This is a genomic window from Polaromonas sp. UBA4122, assembly GCA_002381615.1.
Taxonomy (GTDB): Bacteria; Pseudomonadota; Gammaproteobacteria; order Burkholderiales; family Burkholderiaceae_C; genus Polaromonas.
The window spans coordinates 19,464-41,533 of the sequence record DFWY01000024.1; the positions used below are offsets into that span (position 1 = coordinate 19,464).

Below are 22,070 nucleotides of genomic sequence, written 5' to 3' on the forward strand. Positions count from 1 at the left end.
CGACGCCTTCAGGCGTTCAGCGCTTCCAGCAACTCGGTCTCAATCGCGATCTGTGCCTTGTTCTGCTGCAGTTCAGGACCGTCAATCAGGAAGGTGTCTTCCACGCGCTCACCCAGCGTCATGACCTTGGCGAGTTGCAAGTTGATACGGTGGCGGGCCAGAACCCGCGCGATCAGATACAGCAGTCCGACGCGGTCGCTGGCCGACACACTGAGCAGCCAACGCTGTGCTTTTTCATCGGGCTGCAAATCTACCCGCGGTGCAATCGGAAAGCTTTTGACGCGGCGTGACACACGGCCCTTGCCGGGGGGCGGCAGCGGTCCTGGCGTTTCAAGGGTACGGTCCAGTTCAGCCTCAACCATGGCGGCCAGCTCGCGGTAATGGTCGGTCAGCGTCGGACTCATGACCTGGAACGTATCGAGTGCGTAACCATTTTTGGCCGTGTGAATCTTGGCATCCAGGATGCTGAAACCCGCTTGGTCAAAGTAACCGCAAATGCGCGCGAACAGGTCAGGGGCATCGGGTGTGTACACCAGCACCTGCATACCTTCGCCTGCCAGAGAGCGGCGCGCGCGGACGATGGTTTTGGCTTTGCCAACGTGGCGCGACAGCTGTCGGGCATGCCAGGCAATGTCAGAGGCCTCATGGCGCATGAAGTAACTCACGTCCAGCGTATTCCATAGCGCTTTGTGCGCCTCAAAAGGCTCGGCATGCAGGGCGAGGGTGGTCAGGGCTTCGCGTTTGCGTGCCTCCACTTCAGCGCCTGCATCGGGTGCGCGGCCACCCAGCACAAGCAGCGTGTAGCGGTAAAGGTCTTCCAGCAGTTTGCCTTTCCAGGCGTTCCAGACCTTGGGGCTGGTACCGCGGATGTCGGCCACCGTCAGAAGGTACAGCGCGGTCAGGTAGCGCTCATTACCCACGCGCTTGGCAAATGCGGCAATCACTTCGGGGTTGCTCAGGTCTTCCTTCTGGGCAATGCGGCTCATGCTCAGGTGCTCGCCCACCAGAAACTCGATCAAGTGCGCGTCTTCGGCAGCAATGCCGTGCTGGTGGCAGAAAACGCGCACATCCTTGCGGCCCAGCTCGGAATGATCGCCACCACGCCCCTTGGCAATGTCATGAAACAGCGCCGCGACGTACAGGATCCAGGGCTTGTCCCAGCCAGCCGCCAACTGCGAGCACATGGGGTACTCGTGCGAGTGCTCGGCGATAAAAAAGCGCCGCATATTGCGCAGCACCATCAGAATATGCTGGTCCACCGTGTACACATGGAACAGGTCATGCTGCATCTGCCCGACGATGTTGCGGAAGATCCAGAGGTAACGGCCCAGCACCGAGGTCTGGTTCATCAGCCGCATGGCGTGGGTGATGCCTTCGGGCTGTTGCAGGATGCGCAAGAAGGTGTCGCGATTGACCGGGTCACTGCGAAATTTGCTGTTCATCACGCCACGAGCGTTGTACAGCGCACGCAGGGTACGCACCGACAAGCCTTTAATGCCTAGCGTGGTCTCATAGAGCAGAAAAGTTTCAAGAATCGCATGCGGCTCACGCACATACAGATCGTCGCTGGCCACCTCCAGCATGCCGGAATTGTCACAAAACCGTTCATTGATGGGGCGACGCGGGTAGGTGTTGGGGTTCAGGCGCTCTTCAATGTTGAGCAGCAAGATCTGGTTAAGCTGGGTCACCGCCTTGGCCGCCCAATAATAGCGGCGCATCAGGGCTTCGCTGGATCTGACAACGCCCCCACGCTCTGCACTGGCGTGTCCTCCCTGCCCCCCGGGGGGGCTGTTTCGCCCAGGGGCGGCCCGTCGGCGAAACGCGTCTTCACCATAGCCGAAGGATTCGGCCACTGCGGTTTGGAGGTCAAAGACCAGCCGGTCTTCGCGCCGCCCCGCAATGATGTGCAGGCGCGCGCGGATCAAGCTCAGCAGCGCTTCATTGGCCTTGATCTGCCGTACCTCAAACGCCGTCGCCAGGCCGCCTCTGGCCAGGTCGTCCCACGACTTGCCCAGACCGGCCGCCCGAGCGACCCACAGCACCACCTGCAGATCACGCAGGCCGCCAGGCGATTCCTTGCAGTTGGGCTCCAGCGCGTAGGGCGTATTTTCAAACCTGTTGTGGCGCTGGCGCAGTTCCAGCGTCTTGGCCACATAAAAGGCCTTCGGGTCGAGCACCGCATTGAGCTGCTTTTGCAGGCTCAGGAAGTTCTGTTTCGAGCCGGCAACCAGGCGCGCTTCAAGGAGCGAAGTCTGCACGGTGACGTCCTTGGCGGCTTCTTCCACGCAGTTGGCCGACGTACGCACGCTGGAGCCGATCTCCAACCCACTGTCCCAGCAATTGCCAATAAAGCTTTCCACCTTGGCTTTGAGGGCCGGATTGCCCTCCACGTTGGCATCGTCCGGCAGCAGCAGCAACACATCCACATCGGAATGGGGAAACAGCTCACCTCGGCCAAAACCGCCTACCGCGACCAGGCAGGTCGCCGCCGGAAAGCCAGCGCGCTGCCAAAGTAGCTGCAAGGTGGCGTCGGTGTGCTTGGCCAGCTTTTTCAGCAGGCCGTGAATGCCCCGGTAGGAGGCGCCGCTAGCTCCCAACGAGGCCAACAGCGCGGTTTTGCCAGCACGGTATTGCTCGCGTACCTGAGCCAGTTCAGTCATGGGTGAATAGGCTCCGGGACTTGGTTGTTAAAAGTTTTAAAGTGCGCAGGCCTGCACCGCGGGCCTGAATCAGGCGCTGACGGGAACTTCAGCCAGTTTGTTTTGTGGAACGAACGCGGGAATCGGAGGGCTGCCGGCTGAGAGTGTCAACACCTCATAGCTGGTTTCGGTGACCAAAATGGTGTGCTCCCACTGGGCTGACAGCGAGTGGTCGCGGGTCACGATGCTCCAGCCATCTTTCTCGGGGCCATCCTTGATATCACGCTTGCCGGCGTTGATCATGGGCTCGATGGTGAACGTCATGCCAGGCTTGAGTTCTTCCTGCGTGCCAGGGCGACCGTAGTGCATCACCTGAGGATCTTCATGGAAGCGGGCGCCAATGCCATGGCCGCAAAACTCGCGAACGATGGAAAAGCCCTGTTTTTCCGCAAAAGTCTGGATGGCAAAACCAATATCACCCAGCCGTGCACCTGGTTTGACGCGCATGATGCCCTGCCACATCGCCTCGTAGGTGATTTGGCACAACCGCTTGGCCGCGATGGATGTCTCGCCCACCAGGAACATGCGGCTGCTGTCACCGTGCCAGCCGTCCTTGATGCCCGTTACATCGAGGTTGACGATGTCGCCTTTTTTGAGCGGCTTGTCGTTCGGAATGCCATGGCACACCTGGTGATTGACGGAGGAGCAAAGCGATTTGGGGTAGGGCGCATAGCCGGGGGGCTGGTAGCCGAGGGTAGCCGGGATCGTGCCCTGAACCTGGGTCATGTAGTCGTGGGCCAGCCGGTCAATTTCGTTGGTCGTCACGCCGGGTTTGACGAAGGGGGTCAGGAAGTCCAGCAGCTCGGAAGCGAGCCTGCACGCCACGCGCATGCCTTCAATACCTGCTGCATCTTTGTAAGTAATACTCATTGGGAGATTATCCCACTGGACCACTGTGTGTGCATTGTCAGAAGACTTGCAAGGGCTTTTGGGTACTTGCGGCGGCGGACCGTCAAAGTACGCCCGCTTTCGGGGGAGGGAACCGAGTCACTGATAAAATTCGGGGCTAACGCCTGCCCCGCAGACCTTTGACAAATCTTTGCCAGACCTCTGCCTTGCGGGGAGTGTTAAACCCCAAAAACAGCTTGCCGGCTGCTCCTTCCCACACTTCACCACAAGGCCACCGCCACCGTGACCCTGCACCTGACGACTTTTGAGGGCGAACCCGACGGGATCAGCGCCCTGAGCGACTTCCGCATTCAGCAATTTCTGCCCCGCCTGCAAAGCATTCACGACAAGATCGTGGGGATCAGCGCCCGGTTTGTGCACTTGGTGGCCACCGAGGCGCCGCCGACGGATTCGGTCAAAAACCAGTTGGCAGCCTTGCTGACCTATGGCGACCCATGCCCTCAGCCTCTTGGCGCCGCAGCAGACGCCTTGCTGTTCATCGTGTCGCCGCGCTTTGGCACCGTATCGCCCTGGGCCTCCAAGGCAACGGACATTGCGCACAACTGCGGCTTGGCCATCAAGCGCATCGAGCGCATCACCGAATACCGCCTGACCCTCAAATCCGGTTTTTTTAGCAAGACTGCGCTGACCGATGCCCAGCACGAGCAGGTTGCAGCGCTGCTGCACGACCGCATGACCGAAAGCGTGGTGTTTGACCGCGCGCAGGCCGCAGCGGGACTGTTCACGGAACTGCAAGGCGCACCGCTGCAAACCATAGCCGTACTGGCCGGGGGCAAAACAGCCCTGGAGCGTGCCAACGCCGAGTTTGGCCTGGCGCTGGCGGCCGATGAGATCGACTACCTGGTCAATGCCTTTACCCAGCTTCAGCGCAACCCGACTGACGTCGAGCTGATGATGTTTGCGCAGGCCAACAGCGAGCACTGCCGCCACAAAATCTTCAACGCCGACTTCACGATTGACGGTGTGCCGCAGGAGAAAAGCCTGTTTGCCATGATCCGCAACACAGAGAAGCTGAACCCCCAGCACACGGTGGTGGCGTATTCCGACAACGCCTCGGTCATGGAAGGCTCAAAAATCCAGGTTTTTTATGCCAAATCTACCTCTAGCCCAGAAGGCGCGGGCGCAAGCAGCTATCAAAACTATAGCGCCACTGACGACGTGCTGACGCATGTGCTGATGAAGGTCGAGACGCACAACCATCCCACGGCGATTTCCCCTTTCCCCGGTGCGTCCACCGGTGCCGGTGGCGAAATCCGCGATGAAGGCGCCACAGGGCGCGGCTCCAAACCCAAAGCCGGCCTCACGGGGTTTACCGTTTCCAAACTGTTTGACGCTGACTACGGCAAGCCGGAGCACATCGCCAGCCCGCTGCAAATCATGACCGAAGGCCCGCTGGGCGGCGCCGCCTTCAACAACGAATTTGGCCGGCCCAACCTGGCAGGCTACTTCCGTGAATACGAGCAAACCGTGGGCGGCCAGCGCTGGGGTTACCACAAGCCCATCATGATCGCCGGTGGCGTGGGCACGATTGACGCCGGGCTGACCCACAAAATACTGTTTCCTGCCGGCACGCTGCTGATCCAGCTGGGCGGCCCCGGCATGCGCATCGGCATGGGCGGCAGTGCGGCCAGCTCCATGGCATCGGGCGCCAATGCCGCGCAGCTCGACTTTGATTCGGTGCAGCGCGGCAATCCCGAAATCGAGCGCCGCGCCCAGGAAGTCATCAACCAGTGCGCCCAGTTGGGCCAGGCCAATCCGATCCTGGCGATTCACGACGTCGGCGCTGGCGGCTTGTCCAATGCTTTCCCGGAACTCGTCAACGACGCCGGGCGCGGCGCCCGTTTTGACCTGCGCGCCGTCAAGCTCGAAGAAAGCGGCCTGTCGCCCAAGGAAATCTGGAGCAACGAAAGCCAGGAACGCTATGTCATGGCGATTGCCCCCGAGTCGCTGCCGCAATTTGAGGCCTTCTGCGAGCGCGAGCGTTGCCCGTTTGCCGTGATTGGCGTGGCGACTGAAGAAAAACAACTGGTGCTGTCTGACGAAGGTGCTGCTGCACCCGTCGATATGCCCATGAACGTGCTGCTGGGCAAACCGCCCAAAATGCACCGCGACGTGAAAAGCGTGGCACGCACCATCAAGCCCATAGACCTGACCGGTGTCGATCTGCAAAAAAGCTGCATTGACGTGCTGAGCCACCCGACGGTAGCGTCCAAACGCTTCCTGATCACCATTGGCGACCGTACAGTGGGCGGCCTCACGCACCGCGACCAGATGGTCGGCCCCTGGCAGGTGCCGGTGGCCGATTGCGCGGTGACGCTGGCCGACTACCAAGGCTTTGCCGGTGAGGCCATGAGCATGGGCGAGCGCACCCCGCTGGCGGCCGTCAACGCGGCTGCGTCGGGCCGCATGGCCGTGGCCGAAGCCATCACCAATCTGCTGGCAGCGCCCATTGAGTTGCCGCGCGTGAAGCTGTCGGCCAACTGGATGGCCGCTTGCGGCGAGCCCGGGCAGGACGCGGCCCTGTACGAAACCGTCAAGGCGGTGGGCATGGAGTTGTGCCCGGCGCTGGGCGTGTCGATTCCCGTCGGCAAGGATTCGCTGTCCATGCGCACGGTCTGGAGCGACGCTGGCGAGAGCAAAAAAGTGACTTCTCCGGTGTCGCTGATCGTCAGCGCCTTCGCCACGCTGGCGGATGTGCGCGGCACGCTCACGCCCGAGTTGAACAGCGCCGAGGCCGATACCACGCTGATATTGATCGACCTGGGCAAGGGCCAGCACCGCATGGGCGGCTCCATGCTGGCGCAAAGCCTGAACCTTGAAGACGGTGACGTGCCCGATCTGGACGACCCGAAAGACCTGGTCAATCTGGTCAACGCCATCAACGCCTTGCGCGCGCAAGGGCAGATCCTGGCCTACCACGACCGCAGCGACGGTGGCCTGTTTGCTTGCTGCTGTGAGATGGCGTTTGCCGGCCATGTGGGCGTGTCGCTGAATATTGACATGCTGCTGGTCGAAGGCGACGGCATCACCGACAGCCGCATGGACACGGGCGACAGCAAGAACTGGGCGTCGCAAATCAGTGCCCGCCGGGAAGAGCTGACGCTCAAGGCCCTGTTCAATGAAGAGCTGGGCGCCGTCATTCAGGTGCGAACCGAAGCGCGCAACGAGGTGATGCAGACCCTGCGCCAGCACGGGCTGTCAAAGTTCAGCCACTTTGTCGGCAAGACCCGGCCGCAACATGCGGCGCTGGAGGTTGGCAAGGGTGAAGTCCAGATCTGGCGCGATACCAAAGCGGTGTTCAAGGCCCAGCTTCAAGACCTGCACCAGGTCTGGGATGCTGTGAGCTGGAAAATCTGCCAGCAGCGCGACAACCCGGTGGGTGCCGATGCTGAGCACGCCTCTAGGGGCGATCCTGTAGACCCGGGCCTGCATGTATTCCTCCCTCACCCTTTGGGAAAGGGAAGGGGTGAGGGCTCCCCCGCATTAATGCTGTCCCGGCCCAAGGTCGCGGTGCTGCGCGAGCAGGGCGTCAACTCGCATGCGGAGATGGCTTACGCCTTCACGCAGGCGGGTTTTGATGCTTACGACGTCCACATGACCGACCTGCAGAGCGGCCGGGCCAGGCTGGCTGACTTTGCGGGCGTGGTGGCCTGCGGCGGCTTCAGCTACGGCGACACACTGGGTGCTGGCATAGGCTGGGCACGCTCCATCACCTTCAACCCGTTGCTGGCCGAGCAGTTCAAGACCTTCTTTGCAAGACAAGACACCTTTGGCCTGGGCGTGTGCAACGGCTGCCAGATGTTTGCCGAGCTGGCCGACATCATTCCGGGTGCCGACGCCTGGCCGCGCTTCACCACCAACCGCAGCGAACGCTTTGAAGCGCGCCTGAGCCAGGTCGAGGTGCTCGATTCACCCAGCCTGTTCTTCGCCGGAATGGCCGGCAGCCGCTTGCCCATCGCCGTCGCGCATGGCGAGGGTTACGCCAATTTCGCCTACCGGGGCGATGCCTCAAAAGCCATTGCGGCCATGCGCTTTACCGACCACCATGGCCAGCCGACGGAAGCCTACCCTGCCAATCCCAATGGCAGTGCGGGCGGCCTGACGGCAGTCACCACGGCCGACGGCCGCTTCACCGCCATGATGCCGCACCCCGAGCGCGTGTTCCGCAACATCCAGATGAGCTGGACCAGCGGAGACCAAAGTGCACTCAGCCCGTGGATGCAACTTTGGGTCAACGCGCGCAAGTGGGTGGGCTGATCGGGCAGGCTCAATAGCGCTGCAATCCGCTATCATAAAGATAGCTTCTTGCGCTTGTCCTGTTTACGCTAGAGGCCTGTTTGATTCATTATCCAAGTTGAACCAGCCACCAGACAATAGATTGAAATGTGTAGTGGTCAGCGGCTTCGTGACTCCGCATTTCTTGCAGGTACGTTGCGATGTCATTTGAGGAACCTAACGTTTGAATTCACCGGACTGTGCGGCTTTTCGCGCAAGTCCGGTGGAATGATGAGTTGGGCCTTTGGATGTTGCTTGCAACTTTTCAAGTTTTCTATCAATTACATCAATATACTTTTGCCAATCGTTGGATTTTATTTTTAATTCTGTGAATTTATTTTTTGCAGCCATGAAGTATTTCTCCGCGGCGGTGTTGCTGCCTAATTTGATACAAGCCTCGGCCATGGCTGTTAGAAAAATTGGGGTCGAAATCTCCAAGAACCCTGCAGCGTTATCTAATTCAAGTATTTGCATTCCTAAGGACAGCACGTTTTGATAGTTTTTATCCCTCTTTGCTGCCCGCAGAGCATCGCGAAGTTGAATAAAATCGTTAAACAGCTTTTCACTCCACTGTTGGTTCATGATGTATCCATTTTTGTGGGTGGGGAAGGTGTTATTCTGGCGCCTAACGTTTAGGGAATTTCGTTATACACAACTTTTTTTCATTAAATCAACAACTTAGCGGTGCCATCGAAGTCTGCAAAACGTTGGTCAGAGACTTATGTATAACGAAATGTGTTTAGGGTAATTGGAAATTATTCGAAGCATAAATATCCCTTGATCCGCCAGTTATAATATTAAATATGTAATCTATTTTTCATGCGGAGTTTTCTTATTGTAGCCAAAGATCGCCATAACCCCATATAACTGTGCCTACAATAACCAGAAGTAGGGATATCACGCTGACCGCCTTCTGTTTGTTTTTGTATTTTGTGAATATGGTATTAAATTCCGTTGTTGAAAATGTGCCTGGCGAAATAAGGTCTCGCATGTAATTTGCCTTGCTTTGGGCGAACAATGCGAACACCGTCATTCCAGAACCACTTCTCTGAAACCAGAGGTTTATCTGTTGCGATTTTGGCGTCAGTGCGGGCACAAATGAAAGCAACCACGGGGTAATGGCAATAACACAGAAAGCAACACAGTAATAAAACTCTCGCCGAACCTTTTTTTCGTGCTGAGCGGCCATTGTGATAAGGTCGTCTGAAGCAGTAATGATTTTTCCATTCATTGATACGTAGGCTTCGAGAAGGAAGGGTCCTAACGTGCGAATTCAGCGGACCATCAAAAAGCGCAGGTTTTTGATGGTCCGCTGAAAGAAAATATTATGCATGTTTCGCAACCAAATGCCGAATGGTCTCGATAGGGCGGGGCGGTTGGAAGCGGTCGCTGGAAATGAATGCTGTAACCTGTTCCCACATCGGTTGTGGCGTAGTGCCACCAAGAACCAATGGCTTTACCTGATTCAAGTGCTCAAGAACTTCAGAACGTTCCTTGGCCGGATTCCATATCGCGCTTTCAAATTGGCTGAAAAATTCAGCCGTGATATTAACGAGGTTTTTCATTTGGTGCTGGCATGTAGAGAGCACGTCAATATCGGGGATATCTGCAGGAGGATTCGAGCCGACATAGGAAAAGAAATGAATCAGCTTTTCCTCACCGGACGGAAGCTTCACTACCTCGCCATAGGATATTGGCTGAGCACCCGTCTTTTGACTTTCGTTCCGAGCTTCCAATAGGTACTTAGAAATTTTGTCTGCCCCCTGTTTCGCCCTGACAGCTGAATACCAATCGCTAAAGCCCTCAATGGAACTTCCCACGTATTGCATTACGAATGTGACGCTCCTTGCGGCACTCGCGAAGGCGCTGAAGTAGTAATTCATCTCATCAACGCATCTCTCGCACAAGATCATTTTGTCGAGAAAAAAGTCTGCTTCCTTCAGTTTCTCGGTAATTTTATGAAAGTGCTTCATGGTGAGCGGCATAATGTAATGTAAACCGCAAAACCTGCAGTTTAATCTTACGGCTACAGTTTAATCAGTGTCGCAATTCTGAGTTGCTCTACTATTGATAGCAGCTTGCGCCCGTCTCGTATGGGTAAACCTAACAAATTATGCTCAAAGTCTGCCCAAGCCGGTGCTCCGCGCCGGGTGTCAGGGTAATCACATCCGGCCCTGCGTTGGCGGCTTCGATGCAGAAAAAGTCTTGCCAGCCGTCATCGGGCACGTCGGCCATCTTGCGGGCGCCTTCGCTGCCGGGGTTCCACACCACCACGGATTGGCTGCCTTGGGTGTCGATCACGATGCGGCGTTGCCAGATCGGGTCCACCAGGATGTAGCGGTGCGTGGACTCGCCCGATGAATCTTGTGAAGCGTGGAGGTAGGTGCGGTCGCAGGCCTGGTCGAGCGCAAACGGGGTGCGCTGAATGTCAGTGGCCAGATCGCGCAGACGGTCCTGGTAGGTCAGGCCGGTGATGCCTTCAATCCCCACAAGCGCGGCGTTTCCGACCGCAAAATAACTGTGCAGGGCCTGCGTCAGCATGAATGGTTGATGGCCAAGATTGCGCGTGTGCAGGGTCTGGCTCAGGGTCTGGCCCAGCGTGATGCGCAGACTCACCTGCAAACCCGGGGCAGGGGCGGCGAGGCTGTTGTCATGAGCGGCCTGCGCGCAGGGCTCCAGGCTGAGGCTGACTTCATCGTCGCTGCTGCTGTGAATGGCGCTGACTTGCCATGGCAGATTGCGCACCGGGCCATGCTGCGCTGCGCTGGCTGGCATGCCCTGCTTGGCGAACCACGGCCAGCACACCGGCACGCCGCCGCGAATGGCGGCGGGCTCGGCCAGGGCCTGGGGCGAGAGCCAGAACACATCGCGCTGACCCGTGGGCACCCAGGATAAAAGATGGGCTCCGTGCAGGGCCAGGATGGCGGTGCCGTGGCGGGTCTTGAGTTGCAGGGCGTTGTGACCAGCGTGCTGGAGCCGGGTGATTTGGGGTGGCAGGTGCATGGCGCTGATTATCCCGTCGTGCCCGTCGCTGGAGCGAGGATCAGGGCGTCAGCCGCTGAAAACTCAGGGCGCATCCAGCGTTTCTTGCGTTTGTTCATCTTGGCGGCTGCGCCGCCAGGCCTTCTCGATTTCCACCGCCGCATACACCACGAAGGAGGCCGCCAGGCACACGGCGAGTTCGGGCAGGCTCAGCGGTGCGGTCTTGAAAATAGGGTTCAGCGCCGGGACATAGATGGTGGCCATCTGCAGCACAAACGTCAGCAGCACCGCACCCAGCAGGGGCAGGTTGGAGGTGACGCCGATGCCCCACAAGGGGTCGCGCTCGGACCGGATGGCCAGTACATGAGCCATTTGCCCGAGCGTGAGCACGGTGAACACCATGGTTTGCCAGTGCGCATGCCCCGTGGAAAGTGCCCAGGCCTGCACGCCCAGGCACAGGCCACCCAGCAGCAGGCCGATGCCCAGAATGTGCTGCCACATGCCGTGGGCAAAAAGGCTCTCCACGGGGGGTCTTGGCGGGCGCTGCATGATGCCGCGCTCGGCGGGTTCGGCGGCCAGGGCCAGTCCGGGCAGGCCGTCGGTAACCAGATTGACCCACAGGATGTGGATGGGCAGCAGCGGTATGGGCAGGCCCAGCAGCGGTGCCAGAAAGAGGGTCCAGATTTCGCCCGAGTTGCCGGTCATGGCGTAGCGCACGAACTTGCGGATGTTGTCGTAGATGTGCCGGCCCTCGCGCACGGCGCTCACGATGGTGGCGAAGTTGTCGTCCAGCAGCACCAGGCTGGCGGCTTCGCGGGCCACGTCGGTGCCGCCCTTGCCCATGGCCACGCCGATGTCGGCGCGCTTGAGCGCTGGCGCGTCGTTCACGCCATCGCCCGTCATGGCCACAAACTCGCCCTGCGCCTGCAGGGCTTCTACGATGCGGATTTTCTGCGCCGGGTCCACGCGGGCGTAAATGCGAACACGCTGCACGCGGGCCTGCAGCGTTTCCTCATCCATGACGGTTAGGTCGGCTCCCGTCAGCACCGGGGCCTCGGCGCTGTCCACGATGCCGAGGCGCAACGCAATCGCACGCGCTGTGGCCGGGTGATCGCCCGTGATCATGACGGGGGTGATGCCGGCGGTCATGCATTCGCGCACCGCCGCAGCGGCTTCGGGGCGCGGCGGATCGATCAGCCCGACCAGCCCGAGGAGGCTCAGACCGCTTTCAACCGCCTCGATTTCGCCGCCAGCCTCCGGCAGCCGCTCATAGCTGCGCCGCGCCACGGCCAGCACCCGCAGACCCTGAGCGGCCAGAGCGTCCGCGCGCGCCAGCCAGGCGGCCTGGTTGAGGCTGACCGGGTCGCCTGCACTGGTGTCGCGCCAATCGGTCGTGCACAGTGGAATGACCGATTCGGGTGCACCCTTGGTATAGGCGATAAATCCTTGCGGCATGCGATGGAAGGTGGTCATGCGCTTGCGCTCGGCATCGAACGGGCACTCCTGCACGCGGGGCCACTCGGCGTCGAGTGCGGCCTTGGCCAAGCCCGCGCCCGCCGCGACATCGGCCAGCGCCGTCTCGGTGGGATCGCCCAGCCAGCCGCCATCAGGCGCGGGGCTGGCATCGTTGCACAAGGCCATCGCGCGCAGCAGTTCTGCGTGCAGGCCGTCGGGCAAGGCGGAGCCGGGAACCCAGGCGGGGTCTATACTCTTGCTTCCCGCGAGCAGGCACTCGGCTTGCATGCGGTTTTGCGTGAGAGTGCCGGTCTTGTCTGAGCAGATATACGTGACCGAGCCCAGCGTCTCGACCGACGGCAGGCGCCGGATCAGCGCGTGAACCGCCACCATACGGCGCGCGCCCAGGGCCAGCAGCACCGTTACCACTGCAGGCAGCGCCTCGGGGATGGCCGCCACGGCCAGGCTCACGGCGGTCAAGACCATCAGCAGGGGCGACTCGCCGCGCAGCACGCCCACGGCAAAGATCACCGCGCAGATCGCCAGCACGGCCAGAGCCACGCGCTTGCCAAAGGCGGCGAGGCGCCGCTGCAGCGGCGTGCTGCGGTCCGTGTCTTGTTGCAGCAACCCGGCCACCTTGCCCAGTTCGGTGGCCATGCCGGTTGCCACCACCAGCCCGCGGCCGCGTCCGTGCGTGGCTGTCGTGCCCTTGAAGGCCATGTTCAGCCGGTCCCCCAGTGCATGCACCGCGCCAGCGAGCACGCCGGCGTGCTTGGCCACCGTGACCGATTCGCCGGTCAGCGCGGATTCGTCCACCTTGAGCTGCGCGATCTCGATCAGCCGCAGGTCGGCGGGGACCTGGTTGCCGGCCTCCAGCAACACGATGTCGCCAGGCACCAGGGCGTGAGCCGGCACATGCTGAACCTGGCCGCTGCGCAGCACCGTGGCCTGGGCTTCTGCCAGTCGCTGCAGCGCTGCCAGCGCCTGGTCAGCGCGCCAGGCTTGCACCAGTCCGATGGCAGCGTTGAGCAGCACGATGAGCAGAATCACCAGCGTGTCTACCAGTTCGCCGATCACACCCGAGATAACCGCCGCAGCGATCAGCACCAGGATCATGAAGTCGCTGAACTGATCAACCACCAGCGACCACAGGCTGCGGTTGCCGCTCGTGGGCAGTTCATTGGCGCCATGCTGCAGGGTGCGCTGGGTGACCTGGTGCTCTTGCAGGCCGCTCGTGGGGTCTACCCCGTGTTCGCGCGCGAGCTCATGCGCATCGCGCAGGTGCCAGTCGCCGGGCGGCAGGGTTGAGGGGAGTATTTTTTCAGTCGCCATGCAGATACAGCAGGTGCGCTTCGTGCAGCAGCGTCTGCGCCACTGAGTCCGACACCACCACGGTTTCGCAGTGGATGGCGGCTTGCTGTAGTAGCGCCAGCGCTGGCCGCAGGGCAACGCGCACCTCTTGCAGCGACAGTTCGGTGCCGTCCACTGGCAGGAGAATCTTCATTCGGCATTCCTTGTCAATGGTCGGTAGTCGCTGCGTCAGGCAGCAACTGACAGCTCGATCATGTGGAACTTTATGGGTACGGCCTTCACCTAGTTCAGCACCTGACGCCGAATTTTCTCCACCTCATGTATTTCACAGGGCTTGCAGTAGAAACGCAAGGTCCGTTTCTCGTTGCCGTTGATCAGCGTCAAGGCTAGGCGCGGATCATTCCCTGTACGCCGGTCAAGGCCACGCCGCCCGGGGTCTTATACAGCCACAGCCTGCAGATGCCGCTCTGGTACAACGCGCGCAAGGGTAGCCTGGCTACAGTTTCCCGGAACCTTCCAGGTGAACAACCTATTGAAACATTACCACTGGTACTTATGATTTAATGACGGAAAACAACTACAGGCAGCCGCTACAACCCCATGGCAGAAGTTACAGTCGTTTTTACCGATCTCACGGGAAGCACAGGGGTTTTTGAATCACTGGGCAACGCCAAGGCAACCCAGGCCATCACGCGCCTGACCCAGTGGATAGGCCAGGTCTGCGAGGCCTGTGGTGGACATGTTGTGAAATACCTTGGCGACGGTGTGCTCATCGTATTTCCTGAAAACAACAACGCCATCGAGGCCGTGACCGAACTGCAGCGGGTGCACCAGGAGCGCATCCGCAACTGGCCCGACCAGTTAATAATGCGGCTCCAGGTGGGCATGGCGCGCGGTGAGATCGTCGAACAGGATGGTGACTGCTTTGGTGATGCGGTCAACGTGGCGTCCCGTCTGAGTGGCCTGTCCGGCCCCGACCAGATTCTTGCCACCGACGTTGTCATCCGGCAACTCGCAGCGGATAGTCTGGTGCGGTCTCGCTGCCTGGGCGCTCTGGATATCCGGGGTCGCAGCGAAGCCTGCGTGGTGCACCGGATTGAATGGCAAACCGACGTGCAGTCGGATTCTTTCACGCTGCAGGCCAGTTTGATGCCGTCTTCTTCTGCAAAACTGGCTGCACCGCCCGCAGCGATTGAGCTGTCCTGGCTGGACGTCCATGCTGTGTTTACCTCGACCCAGCTACCCCTCTTTCTGGGCCGCGACCATGCCACGCAATTTGTCGTGCAGGACCCTCGGGTTTCCCGCAGGCACGCCAGAATCGACTGGCGTGCCGGTAAGTTTTACCTTGAAGATGTCAGCAGTTACGGCACCTGGGTACGTTTTTCCGACAGCGCGGCCGCCGTCTCGCTGCGCCGGCAGGAGTGCGTGTTGCTGCTTGAAGGTGAAATTGCGCTGGGTTCGCCCTTTGAAGACCTTACGGGGCCTACCGTCAGTTTCAAATTCCCTGCTGGTCAGCCGGAGCGGCAGGCATCATTGGACTTTAGGGGCTGATCGGGCACTGATCTCGCGAGTTGTCTGGCTCAAGGGCCGCTTGTTCTATGCCGACTTGGGCCTGTACCGAACGGGTTTGCCGGATACTACAAAAAAAATAGCTGTTCACGCCCGTGCTTCTTGGGCTAGAGGCCTATTTGATACAAAAAAACCGGAAAAAGTGGCAACGGCCCTTGCCGTCGTGACCGGCGATGTGGAGGGCCATGTGGCTTTCAAGGCCGTCGGCAAAATACCGCTGCGGAAACCCGACAACGATATTCTAGGCATGGCCCCTTCGCCCGGCTACCTCATTTTTATGGGGCAGGACTGGACCGTACCCTAACGTTACGACCCCTGGGCGGCGGTGCAATACCGGGCTTTGCAGATGAGGCCGACAGAGTTTGCGCATCAGTTGACGCTGCGACCCTGACCGGATCGCTACGCCATCAGCGCCCGTCTTTCAAGCCGAAATTTAAGCTGGAATGGCATCAACGTTGAGCCGCTCCCAATGCCGGTGCAGGGCGATGGCGGCCATGAAGTCTTGCGAAATATGCCCATCCAGAACTTTGCGTGCATCGGCAATGATGACGCCCGCCGTGGGCACGGTCACCATATCCGGGTTTTTGCCATGGCTGAAGCCCAGCGTGCTTAACAACTGGACGCCGTCATTCACCGCGCAAATGGTTTTGCAGTGTTTGTAGGCCTCCAGCACAAAATGGACGGCCTCGCCCATTGCGCAGAGCGCAGCAGTGCTGTTGCCACCACCGGGAATCAGCACGGCATCGAACATGACCGATGGCATGTTGGCAAAGGTATGGTCCACCGCGAGGCGCCGGCCACTGGCGCTACTCACGGTGCCCAGGTGCGGTGCAATGAGTTTGCACAGGGCTCCTGCATCGACCAGATCCTGCTGAATGCGTCGGAGGTGGGTGGTTTCAACACCATCGGCCACCAGGATGGCAACCTTGCGCGTTTTCACGCTGCCACCGGGCCGGCCAACCATGCGCAAGGCGGGATCTTCGTCCACCTTGCTGGTGATCCGGTAATCGCGGAAACCGAGACGACCGGCAGCCGCTTTCGGGTCCGGGGCTTTGATGCCCAGCGGTGCCGCGACCCGCGTGGCCAGTTTCAGGTCCACATGCGCGAGGTTGTCAACCATGCGCTGGCGGATGTCGGGCACGTCGACTTTGGACAGTTCAAACCTGAAAGCCGCGACGATATGGTCTTTTTCGGCAGTGCTCTGGCTGTTCCAGAACAGCGTAGCCTGGGAGAAATGATCGTCAAACGAGGGGCTGCGGCGCCTGATTTTTGGCGACTCAATCTGTTCGGGATAAGACTGAAAGCCTTGCGCTGCGCCATCGACCCTGAACTCTGTTCCGTTGCCCAGCGTATTGGGCTCATAGGCCACACGTTCCTTGTTGATGGTCTGGCGGTGCAGGCCATCCCGCTGGAAATTATGCATGGGGCAGACACTGCTGTTGATCGGAATTTCATGGAAGTTGGCGCTGCCAAGCCGCGACAGCTGGGTGTCGGTGTACGAGAAAAGGCGGCCCTGCAGCAGCGGGTCGTTTGAGAAATCAATGCCTGGCACCAGATGGCCCGGGTGAAACGCTACCTGTTCGGTTTCGGCAAAGAAATTGTCCGGGTTGCGGTTCAGCACCAGCTTGCCAATAATCTGCACCGGCACTTGTTCCTCGGGAATCAGCTTGGTCGGGTCAAGAATGTCAAAGCCCAGCTCGTCCTCTTTGCCAGCGTCCACAATCTGCACGCCCAGTTCCCATTCAGGGAAATTTCCGCTTTCAATCGCTTCCCACAGGTCACGGCGGTGAAAATCCGGGTCTTTGCCGGCAATTTTTTGCGCCTCATCCCAAGCCAGCCCGTGTACGCCCAGTTTCGGCTTCCAGTGGAACTTCACGAAACAGCTATCGCCCCGCGCGTTGACGAAGCGAAACGCGTGAACCCCAAACCCTTCCATCATTCGCAGGCTGCGCGGCACTGCACGGTCGGACATGATCCACATGAGCATGTGTGTGGACTCAGGCATCAACGATGCGAAATCCCAGAAGGTGTCGTGGGCGCTGGCAGCTTGTGGCATCTCGTGATGCGGCTCCGGCTTGACCGCATGGATCAGGTCCGGAAATTTAATGGCGTCCTGGATGAAGAAAACAGGCATGTTGTTGCCCACCAGGTCGTAATTGCCTTCACTCGTGTAGAACTTGACGGCGAAGCCACGCGCATCACGCACCGTGTCCGCTGAACCCTTGGAACCGGCCACGGTTGAAAAGCGCACAAATACAGGTGTTTCAATTTCCGGGTCTTGTAAAAAAGCAGCGCTGGTGTACTGCACCATGGGCTTGTACACCTTGAAATAGCCGTGCGCTCCGGAGCCCCGGGCATGAACGGCGCGCTCAGGAATGCGCTCATGGTCGAAGTGGGTGATTTTTTCGCGGAGGATGAAGTCTTCCATCAGGGTGGGTCCGCGAACGCCTGCCTTCAGGGAGTTGTGGTTGTCCGGAATCTCCAGGCCCTGGTTGGTTGTCAATACACGGGCCGTACCGACTGTGGAGGCCGCAAGCTGGCTTTGTTTGTCCTTGGCACCGTCCATATTTCCGGAAGGGCTTGCGGCTTTGCGCTTGGGTGGCGGCATGTAAATTCCTTGTTTGAATAAAAAAAACGTCATCGCCGTGGGGCCATACCCGCGAGCGAACAGCGAAGCAGCGCCGCTAAATGACTTATGAATCGAGCAGGCCCTCCAGGATCTTCACGGTTGCCAGCAGGGCCAGCGCTGCAACCGTACCGGCCAGACACCAGCCGATGAACTCCTGGGCGACCTGTGCAAGGTTGTCAGGCAAAAGCAGTGAGAGCAAAAACAGGCCTGCCGCCCAGCCCAGTAGCGTCAAAAAGATAGTGAGTAAATCAGTATGTCTGTGATTGGCATCAACTTTCCAGGCTGTCAGCAGCCCTGCGGTCATGCCCGTTAATAATCCGCCCATAGATTTCATGATGATTTTCCTCGTCAGGCCAACTCCGACCACTGCCAGCGTCTCATCACTTCACCATACACATCCGCAACCGAAAATCCGGTAGCCGGATGCCGGTGTCGCGTGTAAGGCCTGTCTGCTCTTGGCGTAAGACACCACTGACCGGGGAGCGTCGTGGCGACCCAAGCCCTAAGCCCATCAGGAGTAGCTGTTCATGGCCCCACAGGGTTTCTTCCTACATACGCACGCTGATACTTCCGGCAATTGCGCTGACTGCCGTGATTTAAATTTGCATCATGTATGACATGTACAGCAATCGTCGGCGGAGGGTGGCAAGCCGATGAAAATGAGAACATATCTGGTTGAGGACAACCCGACCATTCGCGACAATCTCATCAGCACGCTGGAAGAGCTTGCTCCCGTCGAAACCGTGGGAACGTCCGATACGGAAGAGGAGGGCGCCGCATGGCTCACACACAATGACGGCCAATGGGATCTGGCCATTGTTGATCTGTTTCTCAAAAGCGGTAGCGGCCTGGGTGTTCTTCAAGCCTGCCGAACGCGCGGCGCGCTGCAAAAGATGGTGATCTTCAGCAATTACGCGACCCGCGAATTGCGTTATCGGTGTGCCCAGTTAGGTGTAGACGCGGTTTTTGACAAGTCAACCGAGATTGACGACTTGCTGGCATACTGCGTGGCCCAAAGCCAGATGCTGGATTCAGCCGTCAATCAGAGTTCCGGGCTTCAAAGGGGTTGAAGCGCCCATTCCCGGTCAGTTCGATAGATAGAGAAAGCGAGTTCCCAAATGCAACCTTTTTCTGCCTCTGCGGTCCCTTCCGAGTTCCCCCGGCAGCTTCAGGATGACGTGCTCCAGTCAGCCGAAGAGGCGGTTCTCGCGCAGGCGGGCTCAGCGGGCGCTGGAGAGCGTCCCCCACTGCAGGCGGGCCTTCCAACTGCCGGAGGGCTTCTTGCTCAAGTCAAGCGTCATGTAGCAGCCCAACCCTGTCAATCAGCCTTGCTTGCCGCCGCAGCGGGAGCCTTGCTTATGCTGGTTCTGCGCGCCAAGCTGCGCAAGCTTACAGGGTCCCACACATCGGCTCAAATGCGCTAAATTACGTTTCTGTCGAGTCCTTTAGGGAGATTCAATGTCTGTCAACGTCCCAGTTCCAGAACCAGTTCCGCCTCTTCCAGGCACTGATGTTCCGAATAAAGTTCCCCCACTGATCGTGCCGCCTGAACCTGGAACACCCCCCGGGGTTGATGAGCCACCACCGCCCGAACCCCTATTTCCCATTCGTGAACCTGGAACCCGTCCCCCGCCCCAAGCGGTATAGATTTGGCGGACCCGGGAAGCAAGGCCCAAAGTTTTATGGGTGTTGCCGGCGCTGTGATCAGTCCGATGACGATGTTTGCTGACGCCGGTACTCGCTTTTTTTCATGGTGAGGTAACTGGGTCGATCCAGCTCATGTAGCTGTTGGGGATACTCTTCAGTGGCGTCAAACCAATACTGCAGTCGCGCGTCCAATTGTTGTGCGGGGGGACGGCTGAGCGATGCCAGATAAGCCTCTATCGCCAGGTAGTAGCGCATGGTGTTGCGCTCGATGGTGCCCCGCATGCCGCCTACATAGTCTGATTTTTTTTCTGGATTGATTTGCGTAAACCCAACTTTGCCTCGTCCCAACGTGGCCAGATAAGCCTGCATTGCCAGACGACCGGCCATTCCATAGCCATACGAGTAGCGCAAGTACATAAAGGTCTTGCCTTCAGGCAGAGGCACGGCCTGAAGTTCCAGGCGGTAATTGCTGGTGCTCATAGGGCCTTTGTCGGCATTCAGCTGAACGGCCAGGTAGTTCGGCGAAGCCGCAGCCACGCGGTAGGCAAATTCAAGCGAAAAGGCAGCTTTAAGCGGTTGCGGGTTTTTGGTGCCTATGCTCACGGCCATCTTGCTGGGGCTGGTGTCCGCGCCGCTGGCACGGCAATATTTGGTGTTGAGGTGCAAAATCAGCACCTCACACCAGCGGCTGGGGCTTTTGAATGTGGCGCTGACGGTGCTGAAGGGTGAGTCCAGCACCGCGTAGGCATTGCCGCTGACCGTATTGGCGCTTTCCGAGGACTCCAGAAATAGCGGCCGCCGGTATTGGTTTTGCGTCAACTGCACGGCCAGCGCAGCATGCTTTTCAAGCAGCGCGGCCGCGTTCGACTCGTTGCCCGGCCCTGAAGATGGTTGTGCGACCGCGCTACCGGCTATAACAAATACCAAAGCCACGGCCGCAGGCAAGCAGTGTTTTAAAACGAAGCTCCAGATCTTTTGCATCCCCCCAAGTTTGCCAGCAGCCGGAGCCGTTTTGGCAATACACTCCGTCGTCCTACAAACAGTCGCCTTGACAGGGAAGGGCTGAGCGTTCATCGCCATAATTTGTTGAGTGGGTGGCGGATATCGTTGGCTTCTGTAGCCTGCTGGTTGCTGCCGTAGTTGGCAACCATGCGATAGCCGACCGCGAGCAGCGCTTCAGCCATGGCTGCTTCGATGCCGACAGTGCCAGCGGTGACCAGTGCGACACGCCTCTTCAAAGCTCGACGACAAGGTTGTTGACGACCGTGGCAACGCCGGGAGCAGACCAAGCGGCTCCCTGGACTGCCGCGCGCTCGGCCCACGAATGGACTTTCCCATGCAAGGTCACTTGAGATCCATCGACGGCAATCTCGACCCGTCTGGCTTCCCGGTCCGCCTGCCGCTCCAGTGCAGCATGGATACTCTTTCCAACATCGGCCGGTGTGACCTGCGGTTCGACCTTTATCAGGTTCGAGACGCCGACGACGCCGAGCAGGTTTCGCACGGCCTTTTCGGCAGCTCGCCGTTGATAGTCCCATGCGACTTCGCCGTGCAAGGTGACCCAGCCCTTCTCCACTATGGGCCGAATCTTGTCGTCGGGTACGAGTACATTCCATTCCAGGGCGTGCTCAGCCGCCAGAGCGATGTCGGCGTCGCCGCGCTCATGGGCCCGCGCGAGCCGGACCGTCATTTCGATTGCCAGCGCCTTCACGCCCTTGACCCGCTGCGCAGCACGTTCGACGGCATATTTTTCTGCATAGCTTGCAGGATGGCCTGTCAGGGTGACTACGCCATCCTTGACGATCACACCAATATCAGTGGCCTTGACCGCCGGATCCCAGTTCAGCTCAGCCATTACGTCGCTCTTCAGTTGAACATCTGTTTTCATGAAAGTTCTTTCGTTGATGAATTGAAGGCAGTCATCACACAGAAAAGGCGATGCCTGTGACATCACTTTAGGAAGTGCGAAGTGGGTCAGTGTTGCGCTGGATCAACTGGCGTGCAGGGTGACGTTCATGCCAGTCAGCCTGACTGACGAGCCCGTGTGACCCGGGAATTGCGCAGCATCGCGGCAGCACTTTCCTCTTCGGCGTCGTGCGTGTCATACATCCTGCTGCCAGGGAGATACCAGCGACTCGTTGGACAGGATGAGGGGCAGGCAATCCCGCCTTCACCTTGCGATCGCACGCCTTGCGCAGGGACAGCGCGAGGCGCGCCATGTCGCTGGCCAAGGCTTCAATCAAGTCAGCGATCGAGACCACGCCAATCAGCTCCTGCTGCATACCAGTGACAAGCAGGCGGCGAACGCCTTCGCCTTCCATTGCAGCAATCGCGTCGGACAGCGTCGCATCGAACGGTATGGCAACCAGCCGACCGCTGACCAGAGAGCCGACGCTCACGCTCGCGCCGTCGGGGCCGCACGCAAGCACTTCAACTGCGAGGTCGCGATCCTTTAAGTGGTGCTCGCGGCTGCAAGCGCTTGGTTGCCGACTGCAGCATGCTCGCGAAGGCCGGTGCTGCGGCTCATGGTGTTGTCCAGCAAGGGCCGCAGTGCTTCCAGCGTGCGACTGTTGAGCACGTCGCAGGCATCGAAA

General features: G+C 59.4%; 18 protein-coding genes. 4 read left to right on the forward strand and 14 right to left on the reverse strand.

Features of this window, described 5'->3' with window-relative positions:
• Window positions 1-8: 8 nt before the first annotated feature.
• The gene (locus tag B3F77_RS03220) at window positions 9-2,660 is read right to left on the reverse strand and encodes a [protein-PII] uridylyltransferase (RefSeq protein ID WP_293603560.1); all 2,652 of its coding nucleotides are present in this window, start codon (window positions 2,658-2,660) and stop codon (window positions 9-11) included.
• A 69-nt stretch (window positions 2,661-2,729) separates the two neighbouring features.
• Window positions 2,730-3,569, reverse strand: a complete 840-nt coding sequence (gene map, locus B3F77_RS03225) for a type I methionyl aminopeptidase (RefSeq protein ID WP_293603561.1) — start codon at window positions 3,567-3,569, stop codon at window positions 2,730-2,732.
• Window positions 3,570-3,830: 261 nt separating this feature from the next.
• Here map and purL point away from each other — a divergent pair, with 261 nt between their 5' ends.
• The gene (purL, locus tag B3F77_RS03230; protein WP_293603562.1) at window positions 3,831-7,865 is read left to right on the forward strand and encodes a phosphoribosylformylglycinamidine synthase; all 4,035 of its coding nucleotides are present in this window, start codon (window positions 3,831-3,833) and stop codon (window positions 7,863-7,865) included.
• A 195-nt stretch (window positions 7,866-8,060) separates the two neighbouring features.
• Here purL and B3F77_RS03235 read toward each other — a convergent pair whose 3' ends face one another.
• From B3F77_RS03235 to B3F77_RS03260, 6 genes are all read right to left on the reverse strand, one after another.
• Complete coding sequence (locus B3F77_RS03235) at window positions 8,061-8,465, reverse strand: hypothetical protein (protein WP_293603563.1); 405 nt, start codon at window positions 8,463-8,465, stop codon at window positions 8,061-8,063.
• Window positions 8,466-8,715: 250 nt separating this feature from the next.
• Window positions 8,716-9,114: a hypothetical protein gene (locus tag B3F77_RS03240; RefSeq protein ID WP_293603564.1), complete on the reverse strand. Its 399-nt coding sequence runs from the start codon at window positions 9,112-9,114 to the stop codon at window positions 8,716-8,718.
• A 94-nt stretch (window positions 9,115-9,208) separates the two neighbouring features.
• Window positions 9,209-9,856 (reverse strand): hypothetical protein, encoded by a 648-nt coding sequence (locus tag B3F77_RS03245; protein WP_293603565.1) that lies wholly within the window; start codon window positions 9,854-9,856, stop codon window positions 9,209-9,211.
• A gap of 130 nt (window positions 9,857-9,986) precedes the next feature.
• Window positions 9,987-10,886: a D-hexose-6-phosphate mutarotase gene (locus tag B3F77_RS03250; protein WP_293603566.1), complete on the reverse strand. Its 900-nt coding sequence runs from the start codon at window positions 10,884-10,886 to the stop codon at window positions 9,987-9,989.
• A 63-nt stretch (window positions 10,887-10,949) separates the two neighbouring features.
• Complete coding sequence (locus B3F77_RS03255) at window positions 10,950-13,652, reverse strand: cation-translocating P-type ATPase (RefSeq protein WP_293603567.1); 2,703 nt, start codon at window positions 13,650-13,652, stop codon at window positions 10,950-10,952.
• Window positions 13,642-13,824, reverse strand: a complete 183-nt coding sequence (locus tag B3F77_RS03260; protein WP_293603568.1) for a hypothetical protein — start codon at window positions 13,822-13,824, stop codon at window positions 13,642-13,644. Before B3F77_RS03260 ends, B3F77_RS03255 begins: the two co-directional genes overlap by 11 nt.
• A gap of 407 nt (window positions 13,825-14,231) precedes the next feature.
• On the opposite strand from B3F77_RS03260, the gene B3F77_RS03265 reads away from it, so the two are divergent.
• Together B3F77_RS03265 and B3F77_RS03270 are read left to right on the forward strand one after the other, a co-directional pair.
• Window positions 14,232-15,182: an FHA domain-containing protein gene (locus B3F77_RS03265; protein ID WP_293603569.1), complete on the forward strand. Its 951-nt coding sequence runs from the start codon at window positions 14,232-14,234 to the stop codon at window positions 15,180-15,182.
• Window positions 15,183-15,342: 160 nt separating this feature from the next.
• Entirely contained in the window at window positions 15,343-15,504 is a 162-nt protein-coding gene (locus B3F77_RS03270; protein WP_293603570.1) for a hypothetical protein, read from the forward strand.
• A 129-nt stretch (window positions 15,505-15,633) separates the two neighbouring features.
• Here the strand turns inward: B3F77_RS03270 and B3F77_RS03275 are convergent, their stop codons facing one another.
• Together B3F77_RS03275 and B3F77_RS03280 are read right to left on the reverse strand one after the other, a co-directional pair.
• A complete protein-coding gene (locus B3F77_RS03275) occupies window positions 15,634-17,808 on the reverse strand; it encodes a catalase (protein WP_293603571.1) in 2,175 nt (724 codons plus the stop codon).
• A gap of 85 nt (window positions 17,809-17,893) precedes the next feature.
• Entirely contained in the window at window positions 17,894-18,163 is a 270-nt protein-coding gene (locus B3F77_RS03280) for a hypothetical protein (protein WP_293603572.1), read from the reverse strand.
• 319 nt (window positions 18,164-18,482) lie between these two features.
• Between B3F77_RS03280 and B3F77_RS03285 the strand changes: the two genes are divergently transcribed.
• Window positions 18,483-18,899: a response regulator gene (locus tag B3F77_RS03285; protein WP_293603573.1), complete on the forward strand. Its 417-nt coding sequence runs from the start codon at window positions 18,483-18,485 to the stop codon at window positions 18,897-18,899.
• 634 nt (window positions 18,900-19,533) lie between these two features.
• Here B3F77_RS03285 and B3F77_RS03290 read toward each other — a convergent pair.
• From B3F77_RS03290 to B3F77_RS03305, 4 genes are all read right to left on the reverse strand, one after another.
• Window positions 19,534-20,457, reverse strand: a complete 924-nt coding sequence (locus B3F77_RS03290; protein ID WP_414702946.1) for a hypothetical protein — start codon at window positions 20,455-20,457, stop codon at window positions 19,534-19,536.
• 89 nt (window positions 20,458-20,546) lie between these two features.
• Window positions 20,547-20,714, reverse strand: coding sequence for a hypothetical protein (locus B3F77_RS03295; RefSeq protein ID WP_293603575.1), 168 nt, complete (start codon window positions 20,712-20,714; stop codon window positions 20,547-20,549).
• On the reverse strand, window positions 20,711-21,364 hold the full coding sequence (locus tag B3F77_RS03300) for a BON domain-containing protein (RefSeq protein WP_293603576.1): 654 nt from the start codon (window positions 21,362-21,364) through the stop codon (window positions 20,711-20,713). Before B3F77_RS03300 ends, B3F77_RS03295 begins: the two co-directional genes overlap by 4 nt.
• Window positions 21,365-21,431: 67 nt before the next feature.
• On the reverse strand, window positions 21,432-21,875 hold the full coding sequence (locus tag B3F77_RS03305) for a CBS domain-containing protein (protein ID WP_293603577.1): 444 nt from the start codon (window positions 21,873-21,875) through the stop codon (window positions 21,432-21,434).
• Between the last annotated feature and the right edge of the window lie 195 nt (window positions 21,876-22,070).

Excerpts from the sequence above, each read along its gene's own strand:
- B3F77_RS03220 (WP_293603560.1), bottom strand. The coding sequence starts at position 2,660 with ATGACTGAACTGGCTCAGGTACGCGAGCAATACCGTGCTGGCAAAACC.
- map (WP_293603561.1), bottom strand. The coding sequence starts at position 3,569 with ATGAGTATTACTTACAAAGATGCAGCAGGTATTGAAGGCATGCGCGTG.
- B3F77_RS03235 (WP_293603563.1), bottom strand. The coding sequence starts at position 8,465 with ATGAACCAACAGTGGAGTGAAAAGCTGTTTAACGATTTTATTCAACTT.
- B3F77_RS03240 (WP_293603564.1), bottom strand. The coding sequence starts at position 9,114 with ATGAATGGAAAAATCATTACTGCTTCAGACGACCTTATCACAATGGCC.
- B3F77_RS03245 (WP_293603565.1), bottom strand. The coding sequence starts at position 9,856 with ATGAAGCACTTTCATAAAATTACCGAGAAACTGAAGGAAGCAGACTTT.
- B3F77_RS03250 (WP_293603566.1), bottom strand. The coding sequence starts at position 10,886 with ATGCACCTGCCACCCCAAATCACCCGGCTCCAGCACGCTGGTCACAAC.
- B3F77_RS03255 (WP_293603567.1), bottom strand. The coding sequence starts at position 13,652 with ATGGCGACTGAAAAAATACTCCCCTCAACCCTGCCGCCCGGCGACTGG.
- B3F77_RS03260 (WP_293603568.1), bottom strand. The coding sequence starts at position 13,824 with ATGAAGATTCTCCTGCCAGTGGACGGCACCGAACTGTCGCTGCAAGAG.
- B3F77_RS03265 (WP_293603569.1), top strand. The coding sequence starts at position 14,232 with ATGGCAGAAGTTACAGTCGTTTTTACCGATCTCACGGGAAGCACAGGG.
- B3F77_RS03275 (WP_293603571.1), bottom strand. The coding sequence starts at position 17,808 with ATGCCGCCACCCAAGCGCAAAGCCGCAAGCCCTTCCGGAAATATGGAC.
- B3F77_RS03280 (WP_293603572.1), bottom strand. The coding sequence starts at position 18,163 with ATGAAATCTATGGGCGGATTATTAACGGGCATGACCGCAGGGCTGCTG.
- B3F77_RS03285 (WP_293603573.1), top strand. The coding sequence starts at position 18,483 with ATGAAAATGAGAACATATCTGGTTGAGGACAACCCGACCATTCGCGAC.
- B3F77_RS03290 (WP_414702946.1), bottom strand. The coding sequence starts at position 20,457 with ATGCAAAAGATCTGGAGCTTCGTTTTAAAACACTGCTTGCCTGCGGCC.
- B3F77_RS03300 (WP_293603576.1), bottom strand. The coding sequence starts at position 21,364 with ATGAAAACAGATGTTCAACTGAAGAGCGACGTAATGGCTGAGCTGAAC.